At 42.4% G+C, this 22227-nt stretch carries 18 protein-coding genes and 1 pseudogene; 7 read left to right on the top strand and 12 right to left on the bottom strand.

The genetic code is table 11. From position 1 onward, the window contains the following. Positions 1-55: 55 nt before the first annotated feature. Both NSS87_RS01185 and NSS87_RS01180 read right to left on the bottom strand, forming a co-directional pair. Positions 56-4360 carry a bifunctional 2',3'-cyclic-nucleotide 2'-phosphodiesterase/3'-nucleotidase gene (locus NSS87_RS01185; RefSeq protein ID WP_339244307.1) on the bottom strand — a complete coding sequence of 1435 codons (4305 nt, stop codon included), beginning with the start codon at positions 4358-4360 and terminating at the stop codon, positions 56-58. A gap of 263 nt (positions 4361-4623) precedes the next feature. Further along, positions 4624-5001, bottom strand: coding sequence for a hypothetical protein (locus NSS87_RS01180; protein WP_339244305.1), 378 nt, complete (start codon positions 4999-5001; stop codon positions 4624-4626). Positions 5002-5293: 292 nt separating this feature from the next. Between NSS87_RS01180 and NSS87_RS01175 the strand changes: the two genes are divergently transcribed. Continuing rightward, positions 5294-5713, top strand: coding sequence for a hypothetical protein (locus NSS87_RS01175; protein WP_339244304.1), 420 nt, complete (start codon positions 5294-5296; stop codon positions 5711-5713). Between the two features lie 36 nt (positions 5714-5749). Here the strand turns inward: NSS87_RS01175 and NSS87_RS01170 are convergent, their stop codons facing one another. From NSS87_RS01170 to NSS87_RS01150, 5 genes are all read right to left on the bottom strand, one after another. Continuing rightward, positions 5750-6664 (bottom strand): polysaccharide deacetylase family protein, encoded by a 915-nt coding sequence (locus NSS87_RS01170; protein WP_042184085.1) that lies wholly within the window; start codon positions 6662-6664, stop codon positions 5750-5752. Then, complete coding sequence (locus NSS87_RS01165) at positions 6636-7958, bottom strand: MFS transporter (protein ID WP_042184084.1); 1323 nt, start codon at positions 7956-7958, stop codon at positions 6636-6638. Before NSS87_RS01165 ends, NSS87_RS01170 begins: the two co-directional genes overlap by 29 nt. 183 nt (positions 7959-8141) lie before the next feature. Next, a complete protein-coding gene (locus NSS87_RS01160; RefSeq protein ID WP_339244302.1) occupies positions 8142-8687 on the bottom strand; it encodes a DUF1854 domain-containing protein in 546 nt (181 codons plus the stop codon). Further along, the gene (locus NSS87_RS01155) at positions 8680-10875 is read right to left on the bottom strand and encodes an ABC transporter ATP-binding protein (RefSeq protein WP_339244301.1); all 2196 of its coding nucleotides are present in this window, start codon (positions 10873-10875) and stop codon (positions 8680-8682) included. Before NSS87_RS01155 ends, NSS87_RS01160 begins: the two co-directional genes overlap by 8 nt. A gap of 276 nt (positions 10876-11151) precedes the next feature. Continuing rightward, positions 11152-11340 (bottom strand): hypothetical protein, encoded by a 189-nt coding sequence (locus NSS87_RS01150; protein WP_042184077.1) that lies wholly within the window; start codon positions 11338-11340, stop codon positions 11152-11154. A gap of 234 nt (positions 11341-11574) precedes the next feature. Here NSS87_RS01150 and guaD point away from each other — a divergent pair, with 234 nt between their 5' ends. Both guaD and NSS87_RS01140 read left to right on the top strand, forming a co-directional pair. Then, positions 11575-12939: a guanine deaminase gene (gene guaD, locus NSS87_RS01145; protein WP_339244299.1), complete on the top strand. Its 1365-nt coding sequence runs from the start codon at positions 11575-11577 to the stop codon at positions 12937-12939. 38 nt (positions 12940-12977) lie between these two features. Further along, positions 12978-14330 carry a solute carrier family 23 protein gene (locus NSS87_RS01140; RefSeq protein ID WP_339244298.1) on the top strand — a complete coding sequence of 451 codons (1353 nt, stop codon included), beginning with the start codon at positions 12978-12980 and terminating at the stop codon, positions 14328-14330. Between the two features lie 52 nt (positions 14331-14382). On the opposite strand, the gene NSS87_RS01135 is transcribed toward NSS87_RS01140, so the two are convergent. Continuing rightward, positions 14383-14724 carry a nitrous oxide-stimulated promoter family protein gene (locus NSS87_RS01135; protein ID WP_076299956.1) on the bottom strand — a complete coding sequence of 114 codons (342 nt, stop codon included), beginning with the start codon at positions 14722-14724 and terminating at the stop codon, positions 14383-14385. Between the two features lie 196 nt (positions 14725-14920). Between NSS87_RS01135 and NSS87_RS01130 the strand changes: the two genes are divergently transcribed. After that, positions 14921-15403: a sigma-70 family RNA polymerase sigma factor gene (locus NSS87_RS01130; protein ID WP_076299957.1), complete on the top strand. Its 483-nt coding sequence runs from the start codon at positions 14921-14923 to the stop codon at positions 15401-15403. Beyond that, positions 15400-16008, top strand: a complete 609-nt coding sequence (locus NSS87_RS01125; protein WP_339244296.1) for a zf-HC2 domain-containing protein — start codon at positions 15400-15402, stop codon at positions 16006-16008. The genes NSS87_RS01130 and NSS87_RS01125 overlap by 4 nt, the downstream gene beginning before the upstream one ends. An 82-nt stretch (positions 16009-16090) precedes the next feature. On the opposite strand, the gene NSS87_RS01120 is transcribed toward NSS87_RS01125, so the two are convergent. The 3 genes from NSS87_RS01120 to NSS87_RS01110 form a co-directional block, all read right to left on the bottom strand. After that, positions 16091-16750 carry a 2OG-Fe(II) oxygenase gene (locus NSS87_RS01120; RefSeq protein ID WP_042184065.1) on the bottom strand — a complete coding sequence of 220 codons (660 nt, stop codon included), beginning with the start codon at positions 16748-16750 and terminating at the stop codon, positions 16091-16093. Positions 16751-16850: 100 nt separating this feature from the next. Then, positions 16851-17738, bottom strand: a complete 888-nt coding sequence (locus NSS87_RS01115; protein ID WP_339244295.1) for a DMT family transporter — start codon at positions 17736-17738, stop codon at positions 16851-16853. Between the two features lie 212 nt (positions 17739-17950). After that, on the bottom strand, positions 17951-19339 hold the full coding sequence (locus NSS87_RS01110; RefSeq protein WP_339244293.1) for an MFS transporter: 1389 nt from the start codon (positions 19337-19339) through the stop codon (positions 17951-17953). 263 nt (positions 19340-19602) lie between these two features. On the opposite strand from NSS87_RS01110, the gene NSS87_RS01105 reads away from it, so the two are divergent. Both NSS87_RS01105 and NSS87_RS01100 read left to right on the top strand, forming a co-directional pair. Next, positions 19603-20073, top strand: coding sequence for a MarR family transcriptional regulator (locus NSS87_RS01105; RefSeq protein ID WP_076286808.1), 471 nt, complete (start codon positions 19603-19605; stop codon positions 20071-20073). A gap of 32 nt (positions 20074-20105) precedes the next feature. Beyond that, positions 20106-20395 (top strand): annotated as a pseudogene (locus tag NSS87_RS01100) (hypothetical protein); the annotation flags it as partial. A gap of 3 nt (positions 20396-20398) precedes the next feature. Here the strand turns inward: NSS87_RS01100 and NSS87_RS01095 are convergent. After that, positions 20399-22219: a cyclic nucleotide-binding domain-containing protein gene (locus NSS87_RS01095; RefSeq protein WP_339244291.1), complete on the bottom strand. Its 1821-nt coding sequence runs from the start codon at positions 22217-22219 to the stop codon at positions 20399-20401. Between the last annotated feature and the right edge of the window lie 8 nt (positions 22220-22227).

Below are 22227 nucleotides of genomic sequence, written 5' to 3'. Positions count from 1 at the left end.
GTGTACCGAGTCCCTATTAGGGATCATCGATACACTTTTTAGAAGAACTATCGGATTATGAAGCTTGTTCAAGCATACGGTAGATAATGACTGCCGCTTGAGCGCGGTTAGCTATGCCCTTAGGTGCAAATTTACCACCCTCAACACCGTTAACAATCCCCAATTGGGTCAGTTGTGCTATAGCGTCCTGTGCGTAAGGAGCAATACTGGACTTGTCTGCAAACTTGCCCAGCGCTGCATTCTTATCAATCGGCTGTAGTTTATCTTTCAATGCATTAGCAATCATAATAGCCATTTCTTCACGAGTCACTTCACGACCCGGTTCAAATTTACCATTTCCAGAGCCTTTTACAAGTCCGGCCTTGACCGCAAGGGCGATAGAATCCGTGTACCAAACTCCTTGCTTAACATCGCTGAATGAACTGGTTGTTGCCGAACCCGTCAGATTCAGTGCGCGTACCAGCATAGTAATAAACTCTGCTCTAGTCACTGTTTTAGTTGGCGCAAAAGTATTTGCATCCAATCCTTTTATAATGCCCTTAGCAGCCAATGCTTGAATAGCTTCTTGCGCCCAAGCTACCTTACCCAGATCTTTGAAGCTTGCTGCTGGAGCAGTAGTTGGCGCAGGCGCTGGTGTTGCTGTTGGTGCTGGTGTTGCTGTTGGTTTCACGGTTGGAGTAGGTGTTGGAATTACAACATTAGAACCTCCATCGCCATTGCCTGATCCCGTATCATCAGCCTTCTCTTTGTTAGTAATACGACCTTCAATTGCCGCCTTGATCTCTTTGCGATCAAACGTCTTCACAATGTAATCGTAGAATACGTCCAAATCAATCGGACCAGCCAGAGAATCACTCGCTTCAGTCAGAACCTTGTAGTTATCTCCACCCGCAGCCATAAAGTTATTGACTACTGCCGTATATTTCTGCGTAGGATTAATTGGTGTTCCATTATTTAACGTAAGACTCGTAATACGATCTGCCACTGGCAGATTCATAATCGCTGTATATTTCAGTCCAGAAATTTGTAACGTCTTGATATCTGGTTTTCCGTCAGCTGTCACATTCCATTGCTGCTGAAGTAATGTTTTGATCTGTGCTCCAGTTAGCGTCAGCTTCACTAGTGTATTACCGAATGGCTGGATTTTAGCGAGATCGCCAAAGGTTACAGGGCCTTTCGGAAGATCTGCACGGATACCACCTGGATTCATAAAGGCAAAATCAGCAGCACCTGCTTTGTCATCGAAGTCAGCAGTACGCATAGCATCAGCGATCAAATTACCAAGTGCGCTTTCTTTGGTGTAAGCATCGGTACGAGTGATAGTTCCGTCTGTTGTACCCACTGGTTGGGTAAGTTCAGGATGCTTCTCAAGGTAAGCATTTACCAGTGCCACACTTTCCGGATCTGGTGTTACACCATCGTGATTGGTGTACGTTACTACAGCAGACTTGTCCTTCACATCACCCGTTTTAGGATCAATGGTCAGCTTAATATCTTCAAATGCCATACCGTAAGAATACGCTTGTACAATCAGCTTACCGTTTACAGTTCCGTTTGCCAGACCATGGTTGTCACCAGCAACGATAACATCAACCGGAGAATCAGCAGGAAGTGCTCTGGCCAGATCAGCAGCTTCACCTGTAGTAACTCCATTTTTAGTAGTGGCAGGATCATGTGCAAGCACAACAATCGTCTCTACGCCCTCAGATTGGAGCTCCTTCGCATATTTTTCAACAGCCGCTACTTCCTCATCAGGTGTGAGGAAATATACACCTTCTGTGCCGGAAGGTGAAACTTTGCTTGGTGTAGCCTTCGTCACAAGTCCAATAAAGCCGATCTTTACACCACCCACTTCTTTGATTACATAAGGTTTAATAATCGGTTCGCGGGTGTCGGCTTTCACCGCGTTTGCATTGACATAGTCAAAATTTGTACCCTTGTGTATAACATTACTGTCCTTAGGGTCTTTTCCGCCGTTCAATTGTGTCATTAATGCATCGACACCTTGGTCAAATTCATGGTTCCCCAATGATCCAACATCAAATCTCATCATGTTCATCCACTCAATCGTTGGCTCATCACGCTCAAGTGAAGATACTGGAGCTGACGCACCAACAGAATCCCCATTATGAAAGAGCAAGGAGTTGTCATATTTAGCCTGTGCTTCATTCAGATAAGTTGCAAGAATTGCAGCTGTTCCCACATTTTTGTCATTCACAACAGAAACTGTATCCAGTTGTCCGTGGAAATCATTGATTCCGAGTAGGTGAACTTCAACATCCTTAGCTGGGAGAGCAAGCTTATAAATACTAAACCCCTTAATATCTTTTTCGCCAGTGTCTTCAATGTTGGCTGGCATAGTAACTTTTGCCGCTTCTGGTGATGAAGTAAAGGTGATATTCACATCTTTTAAAATAGGTGCCAATGACCAGTTACCATCCGCAGAAGGATCAATGGTACCTACTTCTCTGATGTAGTCCATAAGGATCTGACGATTCTCATCCTGAGAATCGACTACCATCTCTGAACCTTTCACACCCGGGAAGTTCCCACCACCACTTGCGCGGTAGTTGTTAGTCACAACAATGAAATCTTGGTTCGGATCCAAAGTTTTACCTTTATAAGTAATTTGCTTCACACGACTCGATAAGGCATCATTAATCTCACCAGAAGGAGTGTATTTTGCAGCTTTGGTTACATCAATTGTGTACTTAATGCCATCAATAACATCGAAGTTATATACAGCAAATTTGTCATTAAGCAGGCTTTGTGGTGCTGCACTCTCCACTTTGATGGTATTAAACGCACCCGCACTCATTTCAACCCATTCCTTAACAACAGAGCCTTTAACTTTAATAGCTTTCAGCGTGTTGTCATACAGATACAAGTCACTTGCACTGCGAATCGTCAGTGGACCTTTCTCAATACTCGTGTACTCCGAAGGGCCGTTACGTCCAGCCTTGAAAGGAGCACCTACGCTAAGAATCGGAAGATTTTTATACTGTGGAAGGTTAGTGTTAATATACTTCTCCACATACCACTTTTGGGCATTGGTAACGATTTGCACTGTAGGATCGTCCTGAACCATTGCAAAATAACTATTCATCGAAGCAGTAGTAACGCCTAGCTCTTGACCTGTGTAGTCAATAGTTGCCTGGTGGTCTGCTGCAACAGCAGCATCTATAGCAGGATCTGGTTTTGTATCGGCTATGGAACGGGTCGAAGCTTTAGAGTTCTCTTTATCGACTTTCCATTTGCCGCCTTCCTGCACCAGATTAAGATCAATCAGCCCCAGGTAACCCCCACCGTAACCTGCTTGCACAGCCGGAGTAGTATTAATGTGGCCGTAAACATTATCAACAACGGATTGAGCGTTATTATATGGTAGTTTTGTTAATGGATCTTTAAAAGAAGCATCAAGCGTTGCATTGTCACCTGTTGGGAACACTTTGTGGGTGTGTGAGAAGGTAATCGCATCGATGCCTTCAACTTTACTTAAAAGATTGATAGCATTTTCTGCATTAGTACCTGCAACTGCAGTTGCATCGAAGCCGGTATGTGCCATTGCTACAATAACATCGGCACCCTCTGTCTTCATAATAGGAACAAACTTTGCTGCTATTTCAGCAATGTCCTTGGCAATGACTTTACCTTCCAGATTAACCTTGTCCCATTCCATAATCTGAGGGGTCACAAGACCAAGTACACCGACTTTAATATCCCGGGGTTGGTTATCGCTATCCAATATCTGCTTTTTGATAATAACAAACGGTTCAAAAGCATTTACGTCATTATCTGGATTGTCATCTTTATCATCAATATATATATTGGCATTCACATAGGGGAAATCGGCACCAGTCAATGGATTATTATCATAGCCTTTAATAGTACGATTTAAGAATTCCAGCCCGTAATTAAATTCATGATTACCAAAAGTAGCCACATCATATTTCATGATATTCATAGCCGCAATCATAGGGTGTAGCTTGGTCTCTGATTCCATCAGGTTACTTTCGTTCGCAATGTAAGTTCCCAATGGTGTACCTTGAATCAGATCCCCGTTGTCGAGCAGAAGATTATTAACAGGATATTCGCTTCTAGCATAAGTTACCAACGTAGCTGTTCGATCGAGCCCTACAGTTGTAGAGGCTGCATTCTTAAAATAGTCCCAGCCGTAGACATTGGTGTGTACGTCCGTAGTGCTCATCAACCGGAGTTTGGCTGTGGCATCAGATGCGGCTTCGGCTTTGTCCGGACTCCAAACCGTACCCAAAACGACTCCACCTAGTACCTGTGCTGAAAGCACTGCAGTTGCTAGTACAGAAGCGAGAGGCTTGTTCCATCGTGTCTTCCATCCCATAAAGATTTATTCCCCCTAGTAGTTTTTACATAATTTCGGTGATATTATATCACACAAACATGACGAAAAAGTATAGGATTGTAAAATTAATATATATTCGTGTCAAATATATTAACGTGTGAAGAAAGACCTAGGTCACATTGTTATTTTATTAGATCAAGAGTCTCTAGACATATAAAAAAACACACCTTATACAGATGTGTCCCGAGAAAGCGCATACATAAGATCAAAACACGTCGAATCTTTATCTGATAATAACTCTCTCAAGACCCACTCATGATGGCAGTAAACCCAAAGCAAATTGCCGTGATTAAAGACAAAGGTGTCATCACAAGTCTTTCTTTTTTACTCTTCGATAATATGTTCATTACGGTATTGAGAATTAGATAGACTGTAAAAAAGTAACATACGCCTCTATCAAAAGGTAATCCAATAGAAATCACGTTGCCTGCCTGCAACAAGTACAAGATTGCAATCAGTTGTATAACAACTGAGATCGCACACGCAATCCTCATCTGTAAGGGCATGATTCTATGTTTGCCACCCATTGCAAATTCACCATAAGGTAATCCTAAAGACAGTAATATGTAAAGAATCGCCGCTCCCGCAAAAGTAATACTCCCAATCCATGCAGATAACATCCTTCCACCCCCTTCACTAATTGGTATTCGAATCGTATAAGCGGAAGAACACCTTTATAAATGCAATGGACTTTCACGAGAGATACTTGGGACTATAGCGTTGTTCATTCATTCGATCTATCAGCTTCTGTTGCTTTGACTATAATAAGAGACCTTTGAGATCAATATTTGTGTATAAATTTTTCTCATCCATTTTTTGGACTTTCTTTTCATATTAATGATGAACCCGCACAAGCAACACCGGGATATCTGAGTAATATATAATTAAATAGACCAATGAGGTGATCCACAAATGTCAAACAGAGCAAAAATTCGCAAGCGAGCTGAACAGCTCAAGGGTAGACCTGTGTGCGTTACGCTTCATGATGGACGTACGTATGTAGGATGGATAACTGGCCTCGATAAGGATGGATTGACCCTCTCCAAACCACGTAAAAATAAAAATAAAAACAAAAAATCAAAAAAACACTCTTCTTCCCGCTCCCGGAAAGCGAACGTATCAGGACTCATGCCATTATTCGGCTCACTTTTCGGAATGGGAGGAGGAGCTGCAGGGGCTACCGAGGCTGCAAGTTCAGGCGCTTCAGGATTCGGTGGAATTATGGGCTTCGTAGGGATGATCCAAAGAACAATGCCAGTTGTGAAAATGGGCTACAATATGATTAAATCTATTTCCCCATTCTTGAATGGACTGAAGGGTTTAATGGGATAGTCAAAAGACACCCCTCAAGGTGTCTTTTTATTTTCCTCATGAACTTATCAGTTTCTTCAACAGTCTCCCCGCAGATTTTACTCGTGGGCGCTTTAAATGCTCCTGTACATAGCGATAGTCCGTTAATTCAACACTAGCATCACGAATCGCATAGGTAAAATCATCATCAAAGGGTAGACGGTATTCCCAGACTCGCTTCTCCCAATGTGGTATATTTGCAAGCATCCACGGATCGTCGATTCCGGGATGAATATAGGTTTCACTAACACCATCAGGTAGCGAATACATCTTGGCAATAATGGATTGTTTGAAACGATCGTACGTCTCACCCTCTTCCACACCAAAAGGATGCGACAACAAGTAATCAGGAATCGGGACTCCAAGTGTATCGGCCAGCCCGGATCCAAGTGCAACAGGACGTTCAATATTTTTCAACGATCCCAGAAGAGGATCCTCTGGATGGATGTATCGAAAGAACCGTGATGGCAATCCCCAGCGCGAAATTCTCCACAACGTCTGCGGGAGCAAGCTACGTCCCGTTTCCATGCCATATAAACTTCCCATATGGTTGTCTACATGACTAATCACTATTCCCGATTGTTTCACTCTCTCATACTGCGCAACAATCTCCTTCAGCACAGCTTTTGTCTGCGCCCCCTGCTCAAACTCTTTTACCGTCTTATATTGATGCCCGCCATCGTCATGTAGTGAAGAGTCCCCCGTCAGGCTGCTCCAGCGTAAAGCCTCAAACTCACTAGTCATCGTCAAATGAAGGCCCACATTTTGTTGTTGCCTACGGCTACACCATCTAGCTGCCTCCTCGAATCCAGGGGCCACCGCCATGATCGTCGCTGAAGATACTTTTCCCTCTTCTAGTAGATGCATAATCGCCTGATTCATGGCAGGGCTTTGCCCAAAGTCATCACAATTGATGATTAATTTTCTGATCATGGTCAGCATCACCTCTCAATTGCCCCGTAAATGTAAATTTAATAGTAAAAGATATGACAACAGATATCGCTAGCAGACATAACGGCACCACGCTTATTAAATACCGGAACGTTGCTTCTGGATCAGACCCTGGGTCATCGCCACTCTTGTAACCAAAGATCATCCCTACAATGAAAAAAGCCAGCGCCGAGATTAATCCGCTCGAGCGAGTGATGAATCCACTTACCGCGGTATAGATGCCTTCTCTTCTCAGACCTGTCTTCTCCGCATCCTCATCAATAATTTTGCCACCTACGATTGCCGGGGTTACTAGAAATCCTGCTAGTCCGAAACCAACAACAATGCCAGCGGCCACACCACTTACAAGATCATAACCGAACCATAGCGGAATGACAGATAAAGCATATAGGATAAGCGATAGCCGCCATGCCTTGACCCCATCCATCTTACGAATAATCCAATACCACACGAACACTAATGGAATGACCGAGACAAAGACAGCCGCGAGCATAATAGATACCTGTGCTTCTGAAATATGTAGAACATATTTTGCATAAAAGGGAATCATCGAGCTTATAAGTCCATTAACCGTTTGGGCAAAAGAGTTCGAAATATTAAACACCCAGAACTTCTTATTCCGAATCGTTTCCCGAAAAGCCGGGATGAGCTTCAACGGTTCAGTCTTAGTGGTCTCTTTCTTCTCTTGGACATTCATCATACATAAAAACATAAACACGCCGAAGACACAGGCATACACAATAGCCATATTAGAGAAGTTAATTGCTGCGAAAAGTTTTGGCGTTAGAGCCGTACCGATTAACAGAGCAACCACTTGATACCCTTGCTGAATCACCGAGGCTTTTGCCCGAATACGATCTCCACGGAAGAGCTCCGGAAGCAGTGCGCCATAGTTCACCCACAAGACCGTAGCGACAGCCTCATAGAAAATAAGTGTCACTAGAAACCAAGTGAAGAGTCCATTTTCAGATAATCCGCCGGGTGGAGAGAACACCAGCACAAACGCCAGCATAAATAGCGGAATCGAGCCGAACACCCAGGGTCTACGCCGACCATAGCGGGTATTTGTGCGGTCTGACCAGTATCCAAACAGCGGATTATTCACCGCATCCCAGATCAGAAAGATTGTTCTGGCCAGTGTAGCAAGTCCAATGCCCAAGCCCAATTTCTCCACATAAAAATAACTGTAAAAAGAACTAAAAGCCTGACTGGGAACCATCATCGCAAACATCCCTAATGCAAAGGTGTACGGCGAGTTCATCCATTTATGCTTCACTCACATACCTCCCATATAGTAATCATCTAGTTGTAATATATTACCACATATACTGGAAGTTTAGTGACAAATTTGCTCCAATCTAATGCGTTTCCTCATCATAAAGGAGGGATAACCGCGGATGTTTACACAGTTCAAAAAAGTGCTGAGTAGTATAAACTACCAAGCACTTTGCTTCTTCCACTATAAAACGTCTTTCAGCTTTTTCCGACTCTGAATATCCAAAGTGGAATAATCACGAATTTCGCATCTTTTTCCGTTGACGTCAGTAAGAATGATGCGGTAAAGACTCGGGTATTGCATATGCTCATGCAGGTTACGCATAACGATACGGGTCTGCCCCAGATTCGTTTGTAGCTCCCAAATCCACATATCTGCCTTCTGTTTGATGGAATCAATTCGGGTCACAACGGGAAGAAAGTATCGCAGCTGCAATTCTTTGTCCACTTCCCCCCGACTTTCCTCATCCAGCTGATCAATGTCACGAATGACACCAATCTCCTCACTCTTAGAATTTCTCACAGAAATATACTGGGTGTTGTATTGAAAAGGAAATATACGAAAAAGGATTAGTTCTTCATAAACCTTACCTTCTATTACCCCTTGAAACACCCCACCTTGACTACGGCTAAAGGAAATCAGACCCGGTTCAAAAATGTTAATTTCATAGGGATCTTTATCTTTATCTTGAGCTTTCAATTCATCACTGACGCTGATTGGATCACTCATGCACTTCTACCCCCTTGATCTGGGACATTTCTTTCTGTGCCTCGACCAGTTTGAAGTAAGCCCCTTCTACTGCTAGCAATTCTTCATGCGTACCCACCTCAATAATCTTACCGCGTTCCAGCACGACGAGCCGATTGGCATTTCTTAAAGTGGACAGTCGATGAGCAATGGCGAATGTCGTTCTACCTTTGACCAGACGCGAGATCGCTTCTTGGATTTGCCGCTCAGTCACTGTATCCACAGAAGCCGTTGCTTCGTCCAGAATTAGAATCCGCGGATCGTGAATTATTGCTCGGGCAATAGACACTCGCTGCTTCTCCCCTCCGGATAACTTATGCCCACGTTCTCCTACCCTTGTGTCATAGCCATCAGGTAGCTGAACGATGAAGTCATGTGCATTGGCAATTTTAGCAGCACGCATAATTTCCAGCTCTGTAGCGTCCGGTTTAGAATAAGCGATATTCTCAGCAATCGTGCCGTCGAACAGGAATGTCTCCTGCAGCACTACACCGATCTGACTCCGAAGGTCAGACTGGCTAATATTTCGGATATCCACCCCATCGATGGTGATGGTACCCTCATCTGTGTCATAGAATCGGCAAATCATGTTGATGAAGGTCGACTTCCCAGCACCTGAATGTCCGACCAGACCAATCATCTCTCCTGCACCTACTTTTAAATCCACGTTCTTGAGCACAGGGTGATGCTTTTCGTATCCATAAGTGACCTGTTTAAACTCTACCTCACCATTAACACGACCAATATCAGCTGGGTTCGTAGTGTCAGGCACATCGGATGGTGTATCCATAATTTCGAAAACCCGATCTGCAGCTGAAATCGCATGACTGGCCCAATTGATCATTTGACTTACCCACTGCAAAGGTCCGAGGAGCATCCCGAGGTAAGTCACCAAAGCGATTAGTGTACCAATAGATAATTGCCCATCAAGCACCGTTCTGCCGCCATAATACCAAATTAATAGCGTACCTACGCCAGCAACTAACGCAAAGGCGGGAAACATTCCCTGCCACAAGCCTTCAATCCGGATATTGTGCCGTACCAATTCCTTATTAGCGACAGTATAACGTGACATTTCCGTAGTTTCCTGACCAAATGCTTTAACCACACGAATCCCCTGCAAAGAATCGCCAACCAGAGCGTTTAGTCTAAAAATAGATCTCCACTGCTGGTACCACCGTCTGCCAATCATCGGCCATAATACAGTCGATAGTACTACCATAAGCGGCATAGGTAGCATGGCTAGCAGTGTTAGCTTCCAATCCATACTAAACATAATGGCGAAGATTGCGATCACCCTTAATGATTCACCTGAGACCCATATTACGCCATCTGTCATGAATTGCCGCATCGCCTCAGAGTCATTATTTACCCGTCCAATGAATTGCGAAGACTGTCTTCGATCGAAGAAAGATAACGACAATTTCATCAAGGAATGATACACATCATGACGCAGATCACCCATAATTTTTGAGCCAATCCATACTCCGATAAGTCCACGTACAGTCTGCATTAGAGTAACCACCAGAGAGGTGGCTGCAAGCCCAATTACAATCCATAGCAACGTTGAACCCATGTCCTTTTTTGTTAGCACGTTATCTACAATCATTTTCGTCAAAAAAGGTGGAACAAGCTCTATCAATGTAGTGAAAATCAGCATAATCGCTGCTGCGATCATTTGGATTTTATACGGCTTAGCGTAACCTAACATTCGAAATAGAACCTTGCCGTTACTTTTACACACCGGACAGGTCTGAGAATCGTCAGGTAGCGGATTGCGGCATTTCGGACAATGTCTTGGAAATTCTTTTTCAGAAGCCGTTGGCCGCTCCTCCCCTTTAGCTACAGCAGCAATTAATTTAGACGCATATCCAAATATAGAGGTAAGCGATGCGGTATAACGTATAAGAATGATTGGACCCTCTTTAGTATCTACAAGTAACGAACCGCCTCCTACCCCACCTACTACTCGAGCATCGGTTATGCTCGAAACAAAAAACTTCGAAACCATTCTCCCGTCCGTTCCCCAAACGGACACTTCCTTCTCTGTCAATACAAGCCATTGCTCACCGAACTGTCCATCTTTCATTAAATCAGATCCAAAGTGGAATAACGGTTGTTCCGTAAGCTGCATTTCTATAGACTTGGGAAGTTTATCAACATATGGCATTCTTTTTCTCCCCTTTCTTTACCCACCTATTTACTCACATATATTTACAGTGGTAAAGATGAAAGAATGACTATAATTATTTTGTATAGTTACTTGAACAACCCAAAAAAGACACCCTTAAGGGTGTCCTTTTCATTATTTTCTATGATACTGGCTATGTCCTAAAAACAAATCCCGATGGATTTATTTTTATGTATAACGGGTCAGCAAATGCTCCTGCGCTAATTTCATATCTTATTAATTAACCAAATAGATCGGATTCTAGAAATCTGTTCGTTATTTTCGACGGCGAATGTTCATGCGATTATACATCACTAAACCGGCTATGACCATGCCCAGCGTACCTATACTACTCGCTACTTCAGTCTGCATACCAAACAAAATACATACGTTAGTCACCAGGCTTCTCGTAAGCAACGCGACAATAATTAGCATGATCGGACGCCAAAAGTTATATCTTCTCATTTCAGTAACACTCCTAATCCATTTTTCTTAAGCGCTTAACCTAATTTATCTATATGTATTATAGCATAAGTAAGTAACCGCATACATTTTACGTAATCCTAACAATTATGATCTAATCAGGGTATAATTCAGCACCCACTCTCCTTCTTTGTTCGACTTTAGGTATAGACTTATCATTTTTTACGGATTATAATAACAAACGAACACCAAAAGACGAACATTAAGGCGGAAATCATGACTGAATATATGCAAATATTCCTAGGCACTTCATTTTCAAGCAAATCACCAAAGGAAATTCAAATTTTAAAAGACCATCTCTACTGCATTAATACAGATGGAATGATAGAAAAGATCGTTTCACCAGAAGAACCCGACTATCAAACTTTACTAGCTACTTATCAAGACCAAGACAACTTCCATCGATTAGCTGAAGGTCAGTATTTTTTGCCTGGCTTTATCGACTTGCATGTTCACGCCCCGCAGTGGGCTCAATCTGGAACTGCATTAGATATTCCACTCTATGATTGGTTAAATACGTACACCTTCCCACTGGAGTCTAAGTTTTCGGACCTGGATTTTGCTAAAAAGGTCTACTCTGATGTGGTTGATACTTTACTCGCGAACGGAACTACTACAGCCCTTTATTTTGCAACGGTGCATAAAGAAGCCAGTTTACTATTAGCCCAAATATGTGCGGATAAAGGGCAACGTGGACTCGTTGGAAAAGTGGTAATGGACGACCCTCAAGGAAATCCAGAAAACTATCGCGACACTGACACCGACACCGCACTTAAAGATACAGAAGAATTTATACTAGCGGTAAAAGAACTAGCCAAATCTACTAAGCAAGGCGTTTATCCAGTAGTGACACCTAGGTTCATTCCTAGCTGTACAAATGAGGCTTTGCAAGGTTTAGGAGACTTAGCCGCCAAATATGATACTCATATTCAATCGCACTGTAGTGAAAGTGATTGGGCACATGGTTATGTACAAGAACGATTCCAGAAGAACGATGCTTTTGCCTTGCATGATTTCGGTCTGCTCCGTGATAAATCTGTAATGGCGCATTGTAATTTTTTAGAAGAAGACGATGTAGAGTTATTTGCAGAGACAGGAACGGCTATTGCGCATTGTCCGATATCAAACGCTTATTTTGCCAATAGTGTCATCCCTATCGCTCATTTCCACTCCAAAGGTGTAGAGATTGGTTTAGGGTCTGATATTTCTGGAGGTTTTTCACCTAGTCTCTTCGATAACATAAGACAAGCTGTAATGTCTTCAAGAATGCTAGAGGATGGCGTTAATCCTTCCCTTCCTGCACAAGAGCGTGGATTACTAGGATCACGGATTAAGATTGATGAAGCTTTCTATCTTGCTACTGCTGGCGGTGGTAAAAGTTTAAGCTTACCTATCGGTCGGATACTAGAAGGCTATACATGGGATGTTCAAATTATTGATACGAAATTACCATCGGCTAGATTGCCTATTTTTGATGGGAATGAAGATTTAGAGGACGTGTTTCAAAAGATGATGTATTTAGCTCGACCTGAGAATATCCGTGAAGTCTGGGTACAGGGTGAAAAGGTTCATTCACGTTAAGGATCGATAAAACTAGAAAATATAAGGTGGGCATCTGAGTGGAAACACAAGCAAACGTACAAGATCAAGCGCCATTGAAGTCACAACTATTAACCGTTCTACCCGATGAGAAAGTTTCCTTAGGTAAATCCATCATCCTAGGCTTTCAACATGTATTGGCAATGGACGTTTATGTAGTTCCTTTCCTGATTGCAATGTTAATCGGCTTACAACCGAATCAGTCAAGCGCGTTGATTCAATCTACCTTTATTGCTGCTGGACTTGCAACGATTGTGCAGACTTATTTCTGTATGAAGCTTCCTATCGCGCAAGGTCCATCTTATGTTCCGCTTGGTGCGATTGTCAGTATTTATGCCGCTAGTGGCGGCGGGGAGCTGGGTTGGAGTTCCGTGTTAGGTGCCAGCTTAATCGGTGCGGTTCTAGTTATTATTTTGGGCTATGTCGGGATCTTTAATAAAATCGTTAAGAACTTTATCCCACCCATTGTAGGTGGTACGATCATATTCATAGTTGGTCTTTCTTTATTACCTGTTGCTATAAGAGACAATATCTATGGAGCTTCAGGCGCTTCAATCAATCAGAACGTTTTGTTAGCCCTTATTTCAGCAGGTACACTCCTTTTATTCGTGATTCTCGGTTCTATGTTCCGTAATAAAGGATCGATCTTCCGAATTATTTCCGTCATGATGGCATTAGTAGTTGGATGTATCTCTGCTAACTTGATGGGTGTGTTAGATTTCTCAGCGATTAGCAAAGCGAACTGGTTTAGCATGCCGCGTATCGCTTTTGTAGATTTCGGATTCTCGTTCAACTTTTCGGCTATTATCACCATGGTTATTATTTATCTCGTACTGCTAGCTGAAACAACAGGTACCTGGTTTGCTGTCAGCAACGTAATCAATAAACCTTTAACAGACGAACATATTAATAAAGGGGTTATCGGTGAGGGGATTGGCTGTCTTATTGCTTCTGCACTCGGTTCAACACCTGTTACAGGCTATTCTACCAATGCGGGCATTATCTCCATCACAGGTGTTGCCTCCCGCCGGGTTTTCCTCGCAGTAGGAGGATGGTTTGTCCTCTTCGGTTGTTCTGGTAAATTAGCTGCTCTGATCTCTTCCATTCCATCCGCTGTAATCGGCGGCGTCTTCGCTATCGTCTGCGGGATCATTGCAATTAATGGTGTGCAGGTGATGAAGAACGTAACCATTGGCGAGAAAGAAATGTACATTATCGCAATACCGATGATTATCACGTTAGCTTTGGTACTCATTCCTGGCGACTACTTGCATTCCTTACCTTCATTCGTGCAATATTTATTGGGCTCACCTATACTAGCGGCTTCATTGGCTGCGATCTTATTGAATAAATTATTGCCTAGTGGAAAATAGAACGTAAAATGCTAGATCATAAAACGGGCATCAAATGATGTCCGTTTTTTACTTATTTCCTCAGCTTATTGGGTAATGGAATATGCCTAATTGACTCAATGGGATGATACAGTAACATCCATGGACCTGAAAAACGCATGACCCCTTTTATTCTTTGACGATACTCCGGTTTATAACAATGAATAGGGCATTTAGCACAAGCCGTTTTCACTTCCCCGAACTTACAATAAGCTAACCTCTTCAGAGCATAATCGTTTAGATCCTGACATTCGTTGCAAAGCCCCTTATGGTGATGTTTTTTCTTACAATATATACGAATCATTTTCGTGACAATATCTTGTTCTTTTTGAATTTTAGGACCTTCATTTAACTGTCGGTTCACCTTTATTGTCATTTATGAGCCCCCTTGTAACTTATACAATAAGATCTCATCTAATTATAGAGGAAAAGCAGTCCTTCTTTTTTTACATTTTTAAGGATTTTTATCATACTACACACCCAAGGCGTTATTTCGTTATACTAATAATTATTTTAGAAAGGCTGTAACGTTTATAGCTTTTTACGGATATATAAAGTGAGGAGGTGAACGGATGCAGGACAAAGAGGAATTATACAGGGAATATTCAACCCAAGTATATAAATTCGTATTTAGCTTTTGTCATAATCACTTACTGGCAGAAGAAATCACCCAAGAAACCTTTTATAGAGCTATAAAGTCCATACACAAATACGATGGAACCTGCAAAGTATATGTATGGCTTTGTCAGATTGCTAAGCATGTGTGGTATCAGGAACTGGACAAGCAGAACAAAAGGAAGACTTGTGAATTAGAAGACCCTCCTTTTTCTAACGCAAATTCAACAGAAACTGAGTTCATTTTAGCTCAAGACAAAATGGAGTTATTTAAACAGCTTCATTTACTTGATCCAAATACCAAGGAAGTATTGTATCTGCGTTTGACCGGAGAGTTCAGCTTTCGGGAAATTGGCGAAATTCTCGGAAGGGATGAAACCTGGGCAAGAGTTACCTTTTACCGTGGAAAACAAAAATTAATGAAAGGAAGATCTTCATGAAATGCGAGATCATTCAGGATTTATTGCCCTCCTATATCGAAAAGCTAACCTCTTTACATAGCAACGAAGAGATTGAAAAACATCTGCAAACCTGCGAAAGCTGCCTTCAGTCATATAACGAAATGACTGCAACAGCAAATCTAAACGTGCCTATTGTTGATAAAGAAGAGGTTAACAAACTTAATTATTTTAAAAAGGTGAAATCAAAAAACATAAAGGTAATCGTCCTTTCCATCTTATCGGTAATCATACTGGCTGCAGCTCTTATTGGACTTTTTGTGATTGGCTTCCCTGTGTCCTCTAAAGATGTGACTATCGATTATCAGAAGACAAAGACTCATTTGGAGGTTCATCTGACTTTGGAAAACGGCAAGGACTTGGTGTTCTCAGGAAAAACTAAATTTATCCGCGATGAAAATAATAATGTGATCGGTTCCGAAACTAAATATACCCCTAGAGGCTTGATTCATAATCCCTTTGATGATGTAGGAAAAAAAGTTATGTTGGGGACGGAGATTCAAACCGATCTGGATTTTCCAAACAAATTTATCCTTGAATTCAAAGATAAAACTATGACGTTCATTAATGGCGTTTTGGTGGAGTAGACATTGCCGCTAAACGAAAAAAGACACCTTTTAAGGTGTCTTTACTGATACTCCATGTGGAACTTAGTATCTGTTCATACCTCTATGATGAGCGAAGGACTTGTCTTCTCATCCACATCGTTGCAACCCACTTTTCGCCTTTGATCACTGGCGTACCTGCATGCAAGGTGGACTCGTTTAATTCATGATTATCGTAAAAATATTCGAAGTAGACCGCCATACCTTTGTTAGGACTCACTGTTAAATTAAGCATAGGGAAAGCTGTTTCTCCACCTTCCTCCACATCATTCAAATACATCACGAGCGTACTAATTCGATTATTGCTACTTGCTCGACTCGTTTGTGTGAAGAAATCATGATGGGGTAAATACTCTTGACCAGGGATATACAGCAGAACTTGCAAGCCATCACCATGCTCGATAGGAATATTCATAATTTGAGAGAATCGTTTCTCGATTCTTGTAACCGTCTCATTCTCCTCACAGAACACACCACTGCTCGTTCTAATCGGATTGACCGCATGGTCTTCACCAATTCTTGAACGTTGCAATCGTTGCCTAGAATATTCAATTAACTCATTACACTCCTCATCGCTAAGCACATTTCCTAGCAAGACAACCAGCGGTTCCTCATACTTGGCAAGAATTCGAATCTCTCGATCTTCTGTCTTAATCGTATTTCCAGCATGATCAAATATCGTCCGTTCTTTGTCTGTCGCATTCCCTGTCGTATTCCCTATCATCCTTATGCAGCTCCCAAGTTATAACATCCATCGCAAAAAACATACCATAAAATGGTTTTATTTGCTTGATTAACTTCAGAACATCTAAAGACTCAGAAAATCAGCCCATTGTTTGCTTATATCGCATTTTTCGTTGATACGTAGATAGCATAACTCCTGCTAGAATGAACAAAGACCCTAATATTTCTACACCTGTGATCGGTTTATGCAGTAATATCAACCCCATGATCATAGCTACAAAAGGCTCTAAATTAGATAATACAGACGCTTTTGAAGCATCAACATGGCGAATATTGTTATTCCAAACCAGTGTAGCTACACCATGTACAACAACAGCTGTTCCGATCAGAAGAGCCCAATCCGTAATATTCGAGCTCATTCGTAAAGGTGTATCTAGCGAGAAGGCAAACGGGACCGATACAATAAAGCCCACCAGATTCGAATATAAAGTAATCGTGAGCGGATCTATTCTTTGTGAGAGTACCCTAGTCATAATAATCATAATGGCGAAGGTTATCATCGTTACAACAATCCACAGTAGTCCTTTATCAAAATGCAAAGAGGAGGATCCCCCTTTTACAACGACAAAATAAATGCCTATGATCGCTAGAATAGACCCCATCAACATACGGATCGTTAATCTTTCCTTTAAAAAAATTGCCGCTAATAAACCCGTTAAAATAGGAGTCATAGCTAAAATGATTGCAGATGTTGTTGGATCAGCTGTTTGCAGCCCTTTAAAAAAGGACCATTGATTAATAAACACACCAATAACACCTAGCGATAAAATTAGGAATACATCCGATTTACTCACCAGCTTAAAATTCTTTTTGTAAGCCGTTATTCCTACTAGACATAACACTATAAATAAAAGTCTCAGTGAAGTTAATAGACCGGGGGAGAAGTCCTCAACTAAGATCTTTCCAAACACAAAATTACTGCCCCATACGACTACACAAAAAGTGAGCCAACCATAAGCTTTTAACATTTAAATCACCTTTCAATAATACCGACTCCACAATTTTCCCATTACAGCCTTACGCCAAAAAAATAGACCCCACCCATCGTAAGATACGGGGTCTATTGTACTGTTGGTTAGCAAACATCGGTTCTTCTTTGTATCTATTATAACCTTCATGGTTTCTTCATGCGCTTAATTTATAGAGGGAATAATATCCATAAGGCGCTGAATGCGGCATATTAAACCTCCATTTTTTTCTTAATATTCATCGACCCGGGAGCACCCGTGCCAAACTGATAACGGTAAAGTACAACTACAGCAATAATCACTAGGGACATGACGAGAAAAATATTACTGTACACATGGGCAGTTGCATTAGCATTCAAAGGATTGAACTGCACAGCGGCAGTACCCTTGTCGAGCATTTTACCGACCACACTCATGGCCGTCGCGCCAGAGATGAAATTGATCATGGAGAGTAATCCCATACCCACTCCTGTTTCCTCTTTTGGCAGTGTCCGCGAAATCGTATTGGACATCGAGATTTGCATGAAAGTCTGGCCCACGTTCCCTAATATTAAAATAATGGCAATGAAATATGCCGATAATCCAATAAAAGTAGAGAGTAGGGAGAAAGCAAGAAATAACAATACCGAAGCGACGAACACAAGCACGAAATTACCACGATCATCAGCCAACCTGCCTCCCTTGCGTCCCATGATAGCCGAAGCAATAGCAGCTGGTACTAACACGAAACCAATGGTCGAAGGGGACAAACCATTCACTGTCGCTAGAAATTGTGGTGTCATGAATGTCATGCTAAAGCTCATAGCTGTCGTCGTAAAAGCAAGCAACAACCCAATCGAATAGGTTTTGTTACGGAACAAAACGGGTTTAATAAAGGGCTCCTCAGCTTTCCGAATCCGAATGATAAATAAGGCTAGCAAGACAAGGCCCCCGAGGAACAACCACAGTTGCATCTGTGTGATGGCAAGCAAGAAGATTGCGACTGCTGCAGCTAGTAACCCGCCACCAAGGACATCAATACTTCCTGCCTTCCCTCTCGCATTATCTAAATACTTTCGGAAGAAAGGAAGCGTCAGTAGCGGAAGCAAGGAAAGGACGAACATGAGTCTCCAGCTTCCAAAGCTGGTGATAAGGCCTGCAGCGACCGGTCCCAAAGCATTACCAAGCGCTAACCCAACCGCAGAAGTCCCAAGTGCTCTCCCCCTCTTCTCGGGAGCAAAATACCGGATTGGAATGATCATTGCTGTTGCAGGAAGGACGGAAGCACCGGCAGCTTGAATTACACGGCCCAGAATAATAATCCAAAACTCACTAGCAAACAGACCTATTAATGAACCGAGAGCGAATATAAGCAGTCCATACGTTAACAAATCTTTCAACCGATACTTATCCGCCAATTTCCCCATGACGATAGAACCTACCGCGTAAACCACCATATAACTGGTCATAATCCAACTAACCTGCGATGGAACGAGATTAAACTCTTTGCCGATCTCAGGGAGAGCTACATTGAACATCGTACCGTTCATAACCGAGAATATTAAGGTAACTACAAGTATTTTCAGCAGCTTATCTGCATTTTGTGATGATGTATCCGTCATGATCTAAACCTCTTTTCTGATTAAATTCATAATGAACTATAAGTAAAAAGATAAATAATGAGTATCCTCAGTAATATATATTACTGAGGATACTCATTATTTTCTTGCGTGTCAAGTTATATCATTTACATGGAAGAATAGCTGGATGCGCCTTATAAGAGTATAATATAAAGAGTGTACTCATTAAGAGTGCACACATATTCGCCGTTTCCATGAAATTTAGTATGAAAAATTGACAATAAAGTCAAGGAGGCACTACATCCATGAACACAGATCATCCCAAGGCGATAGACGTCATTCACATATTAATGAGATCAACCAACTACATTAAAACAGAATTTCAATCCCAGTTATTAGCGCTTAATACGCCTTATCATCTCTCCGGTCCCAGGTTACGCCTGCTTTCAGTCGTTGCCGAAACAGGCAATATCCGTATGAATGAGTTAGCTGTTAAGTTAGGGATCAAAGCACGCACCGTTACTGATTTTGTTGATGCGCTTGAGCAGGATAAGCTCCTCGTTCGAATTCCTGATCCAACCGACCGACGAGCTACACTGATCCAGCTTACGGAACTTGCACAATCCACGATTGAGGAAGTTCTTACTTTCCAGGATACAGTCGCTGACAACATGCTGGAGAATCTTTCAATGGAGCAAAGAAAGCAATTCTATGACCTTCTATTGCAACTAACCAAAAACAAAGCAATCTCCGATTTATGTGAAGAAGCTAAGTGAGTCGCAGCCACATCGAGGAACAGGAACTCACGGCACCCAGTTCACCTCCCCCGGAATTCATCCCTCAGCAATCTGCGGTTTTGCCCTTGGCTGTCGATCCGGGAGCAATCGCTGGTTGTTTGTTTCGGAATACGTACGTTTGGCTCGTGAATAGAAATCAATTCTGGTTTTACCCGGTTTCGTAGGACGCACCTCGGTTGCGGGGTTTCAGTGGAACGGAAGATTTTGGGTCTACACTGGAATCCTTCAAATGCTTCTAAATAAACACGTAAAAAACTCCGTTCTGCTAGGAACGGAGCTTTTGGATCTACGTCAGAGTTAATTATCATTTAACCCTTAATGCTTGGCCACAGCGTGCACAGTAGCGGGTACCCTGAGGAGACAATGACCCGCAGCCTTCACAGTAAAGCTCCTGCGTCATGGGCTTCACTTGATCGTCATGCCTTATCGCCTCATGCGTGGTTGGATTCAACATATTCAATGTATGGAACTCCTCTTTTCTTCCCCTACGAATAAGTGAGAATAATAAATAGAGTCCTATAAACCCGACTACAGCCATAGCTCCCGCCTTCATCAGACCCGATTCAAAGTGATAATTCCATAGTGCATGCATCACGACTGCTGCCAAAAACATCTCCATTGCACGTATCCCTCTCGTCCACGGCTTACCGTCCCCCAAATTCGAGTGCTTATGCATGCTGTTTGCATACCAGATACCCACAGTTGCAATCGCAGTCCATGTTCCATGACCGAATGGCGATAATAATGCTCTCATCCATAGGACTGCGAGCATCCCAAGTGAAGAGGCTTCGTCTATATGCACCCATCCATAAATAATACTTTCCACTGCAGCAAATCCCATTCCTGCTGCGGCACCAAACACCACTGCATCCATCAGAAAATGGATTTTTCGCGTTCGAACGAGCATCACACAGACTAATAATTTTGCAGTTTCTTCTATTAGAGCTACAGACAAAGGTACGTAAAACTGCGAAAAGTCAAAGGAACTTGCTTTTGCTTCAAAAAGCCAAATCCGCTCTAAATACCAAGCCAGAGGGATAGCGACAATTCCGGTAGACGCAAAAACTAGACCAAGCCTCCTCTGACGAAAGCCTATTAACTGCTGATTTCTCACAAAAGCTACGAATGCTAGGGGACCCACCACACCTCCAACAATTAAGGCGGCGATCTTCCACCATTGGCTATGAAGGAACAGTGCCAAGAAGGATAAGACAAGGAATCCACCGACCAACCATAGCAACTGGTTAATCCAATTGTCTTTGGCTTTAGGTAGCAATTCATTATCCTCGATAATAGACTCCTCGCCAAAAGCAATTGTAACTCTCTCCATCAGATGGGGTGTTCGCATATTTAGAAACTCAATGAGTTGTTGACGAACCGGAGCGTAATAATCGAGTATAGTTAAGAATTCTAACTTGCCCATGATTAGCAATTCACTATCTTCTATCGCGATCAACGTGTGTGAGGAAGCCGTGTCTGTTAGTAACTCTGTCTCTCCATAAAAATCCCCTTCACGAAGAACAGTCTTACGCCGCTTTTGACCGTGAAGTTCGATACTCCCGCTACTAATCATGAGAAATTGATCCATTACCGCACCTTCTACGATAATCTCTTCGCCCTTGGTTACTTTCTTGATCGTTGTAATCTCTGCAAGACCCCGAAGTTCAGCATCAGGAATGACCGACCAAATTGTCGCTTTGCGAAGCATACTATGGATCATTCGGATCCGTATGTTCACAAGTACACTTTCATAAAATAACGGACTCAGCTTCGCCAAATATTCGAACGAGGAACGGTCTAGACGCAACGCTTGTACTGGCCCGATTGCCGTAACACTAGCTGATCTTTGTACGTTCCGAATCAGACCGATCTCTCCGACTAACTCTCCCGGTCCAAGTTCAGCCAAGAGCAGTGCCTGCCCAACTAAGTTAACTGAGGTGACTTGCACTTTCCCCTGCCATATAATGAAACAGTCCTTAGAGGTGGACTCTTCCATAAGAAGTCGCTGTCCATCCTCTAAAGACACAAGCTTTATAGCATTAATTACATTTCGTAGCTCATCATCAGGAATACCTCGTAATAACGGATGATCCCGTAGAAAATCGACTGCAGCACTTGGTATCATAGGTTTAA

It is taken from the genome of Paenibacillus sp. FSL F4-0243 (genome assembly GCF_037963295.1).
Taxonomy (GTDB): domain Bacteria; phylum Bacillota; class Bacilli; order Paenibacillales; family Paenibacillaceae; genus Paenibacillus_AQ.
The sequence above is the reverse complement of the archived record's forward strand: the minus strand, read 5'-3'. Positions and strand labels throughout refer to the sequence as shown.

Excerpts from the sequence above, each read along its gene's own strand:
- NSS87_RS01185 (WP_339244307.1), bottom strand. The coding sequence starts at position 4,360 with ATGGGATGGAAGACACGATGGAACAAGCCTCTCGCTTCTGTACTAGCA.
- NSS87_RS01180 (WP_339244305.1), bottom strand. The coding sequence starts at position 5,001 with ATGTTATCTGCATGGATTGGGAGTATTACTTTTGCGGGAGCGGCGATT.
- NSS87_RS01175 (WP_339244304.1), top strand. The coding sequence starts at position 5,294 with ATGTCAAACAGAGCAAAAATTCGCAAGCGAGCTGAACAGCTCAAGGGT.
- NSS87_RS01170 (WP_042184085.1), bottom strand. The coding sequence starts at position 6,664 with ATGATCAGAAAATTAATCATCAATTGTGATGACTTTGGGCAAAGCCCT.
- NSS87_RS01160 (WP_339244302.1), bottom strand. The coding sequence starts at position 8,687 with ATGAGTGATCCAATCAGCGTCAGTGATGAATTGAAAGCTCAAGATAAA.
- NSS87_RS01155 (WP_339244301.1), bottom strand. The coding sequence starts at position 10,875 with ATGCCATATGTTGATAAACTTCCCAAGTCTATAGAAATGCAGCTTACG.
- NSS87_RS01150 (WP_042184077.1), bottom strand. The coding sequence starts at position 11,340 with ATGAGAAGATATAACTTTTGGCGTCCGATCATGCTAATTATTGTCGCG.
- guaD (WP_339244299.1), top strand. The coding sequence starts at position 11,575 with ATGACTGAATATATGCAAATATTCCTAGGCACTTCATTTTCAAGCAAA.
- NSS87_RS01135 (WP_076299956.1), bottom strand. The coding sequence starts at position 14,724 with ATGACAATAAAGGTGAACCGACAGTTAAATGAAGGTCCTAAAATTCAA.
- NSS87_RS01130 (WP_076299957.1), top strand. The coding sequence starts at position 14,921 with ATGCAGGACAAAGAGGAATTATACAGGGAATATTCAACCCAAGTATAT.
- NSS87_RS01125 (WP_339244296.1), top strand. The coding sequence starts at position 15,400 with ATGAAATGCGAGATCATTCAGGATTTATTGCCCTCCTATATCGAAAAG.
- NSS87_RS01120 (WP_042184065.1), bottom strand. The coding sequence starts at position 16,750 with ATGATAGGGAATACGACAGGGAATGCGACAGACAAAGAACGGACGATA.
- NSS87_RS01115 (WP_339244295.1), bottom strand. The coding sequence starts at position 17,738 with ATGTTAAAAGCTTATGGTTGGCTCACTTTTTGTGTAGTCGTATGGGGC.
- NSS87_RS01110 (WP_339244293.1), bottom strand. The coding sequence starts at position 19,339 with ATGACGGATACATCATCACAAAATGCAGATAAGCTGCTGAAAATACTT.
- NSS87_RS01105 (WP_076286808.1), top strand. The coding sequence starts at position 19,603 with ATGAACACAGATCATCCCAAGGCGATAGACGTCATTCACATATTAATG.
- NSS87_RS01095 (WP_339244291.1), bottom strand. The coding sequence starts at position 22,219 with ATGATACCAAGTGCTGCAGTCGATTTTCTACGGGATCATCCGTTATTA.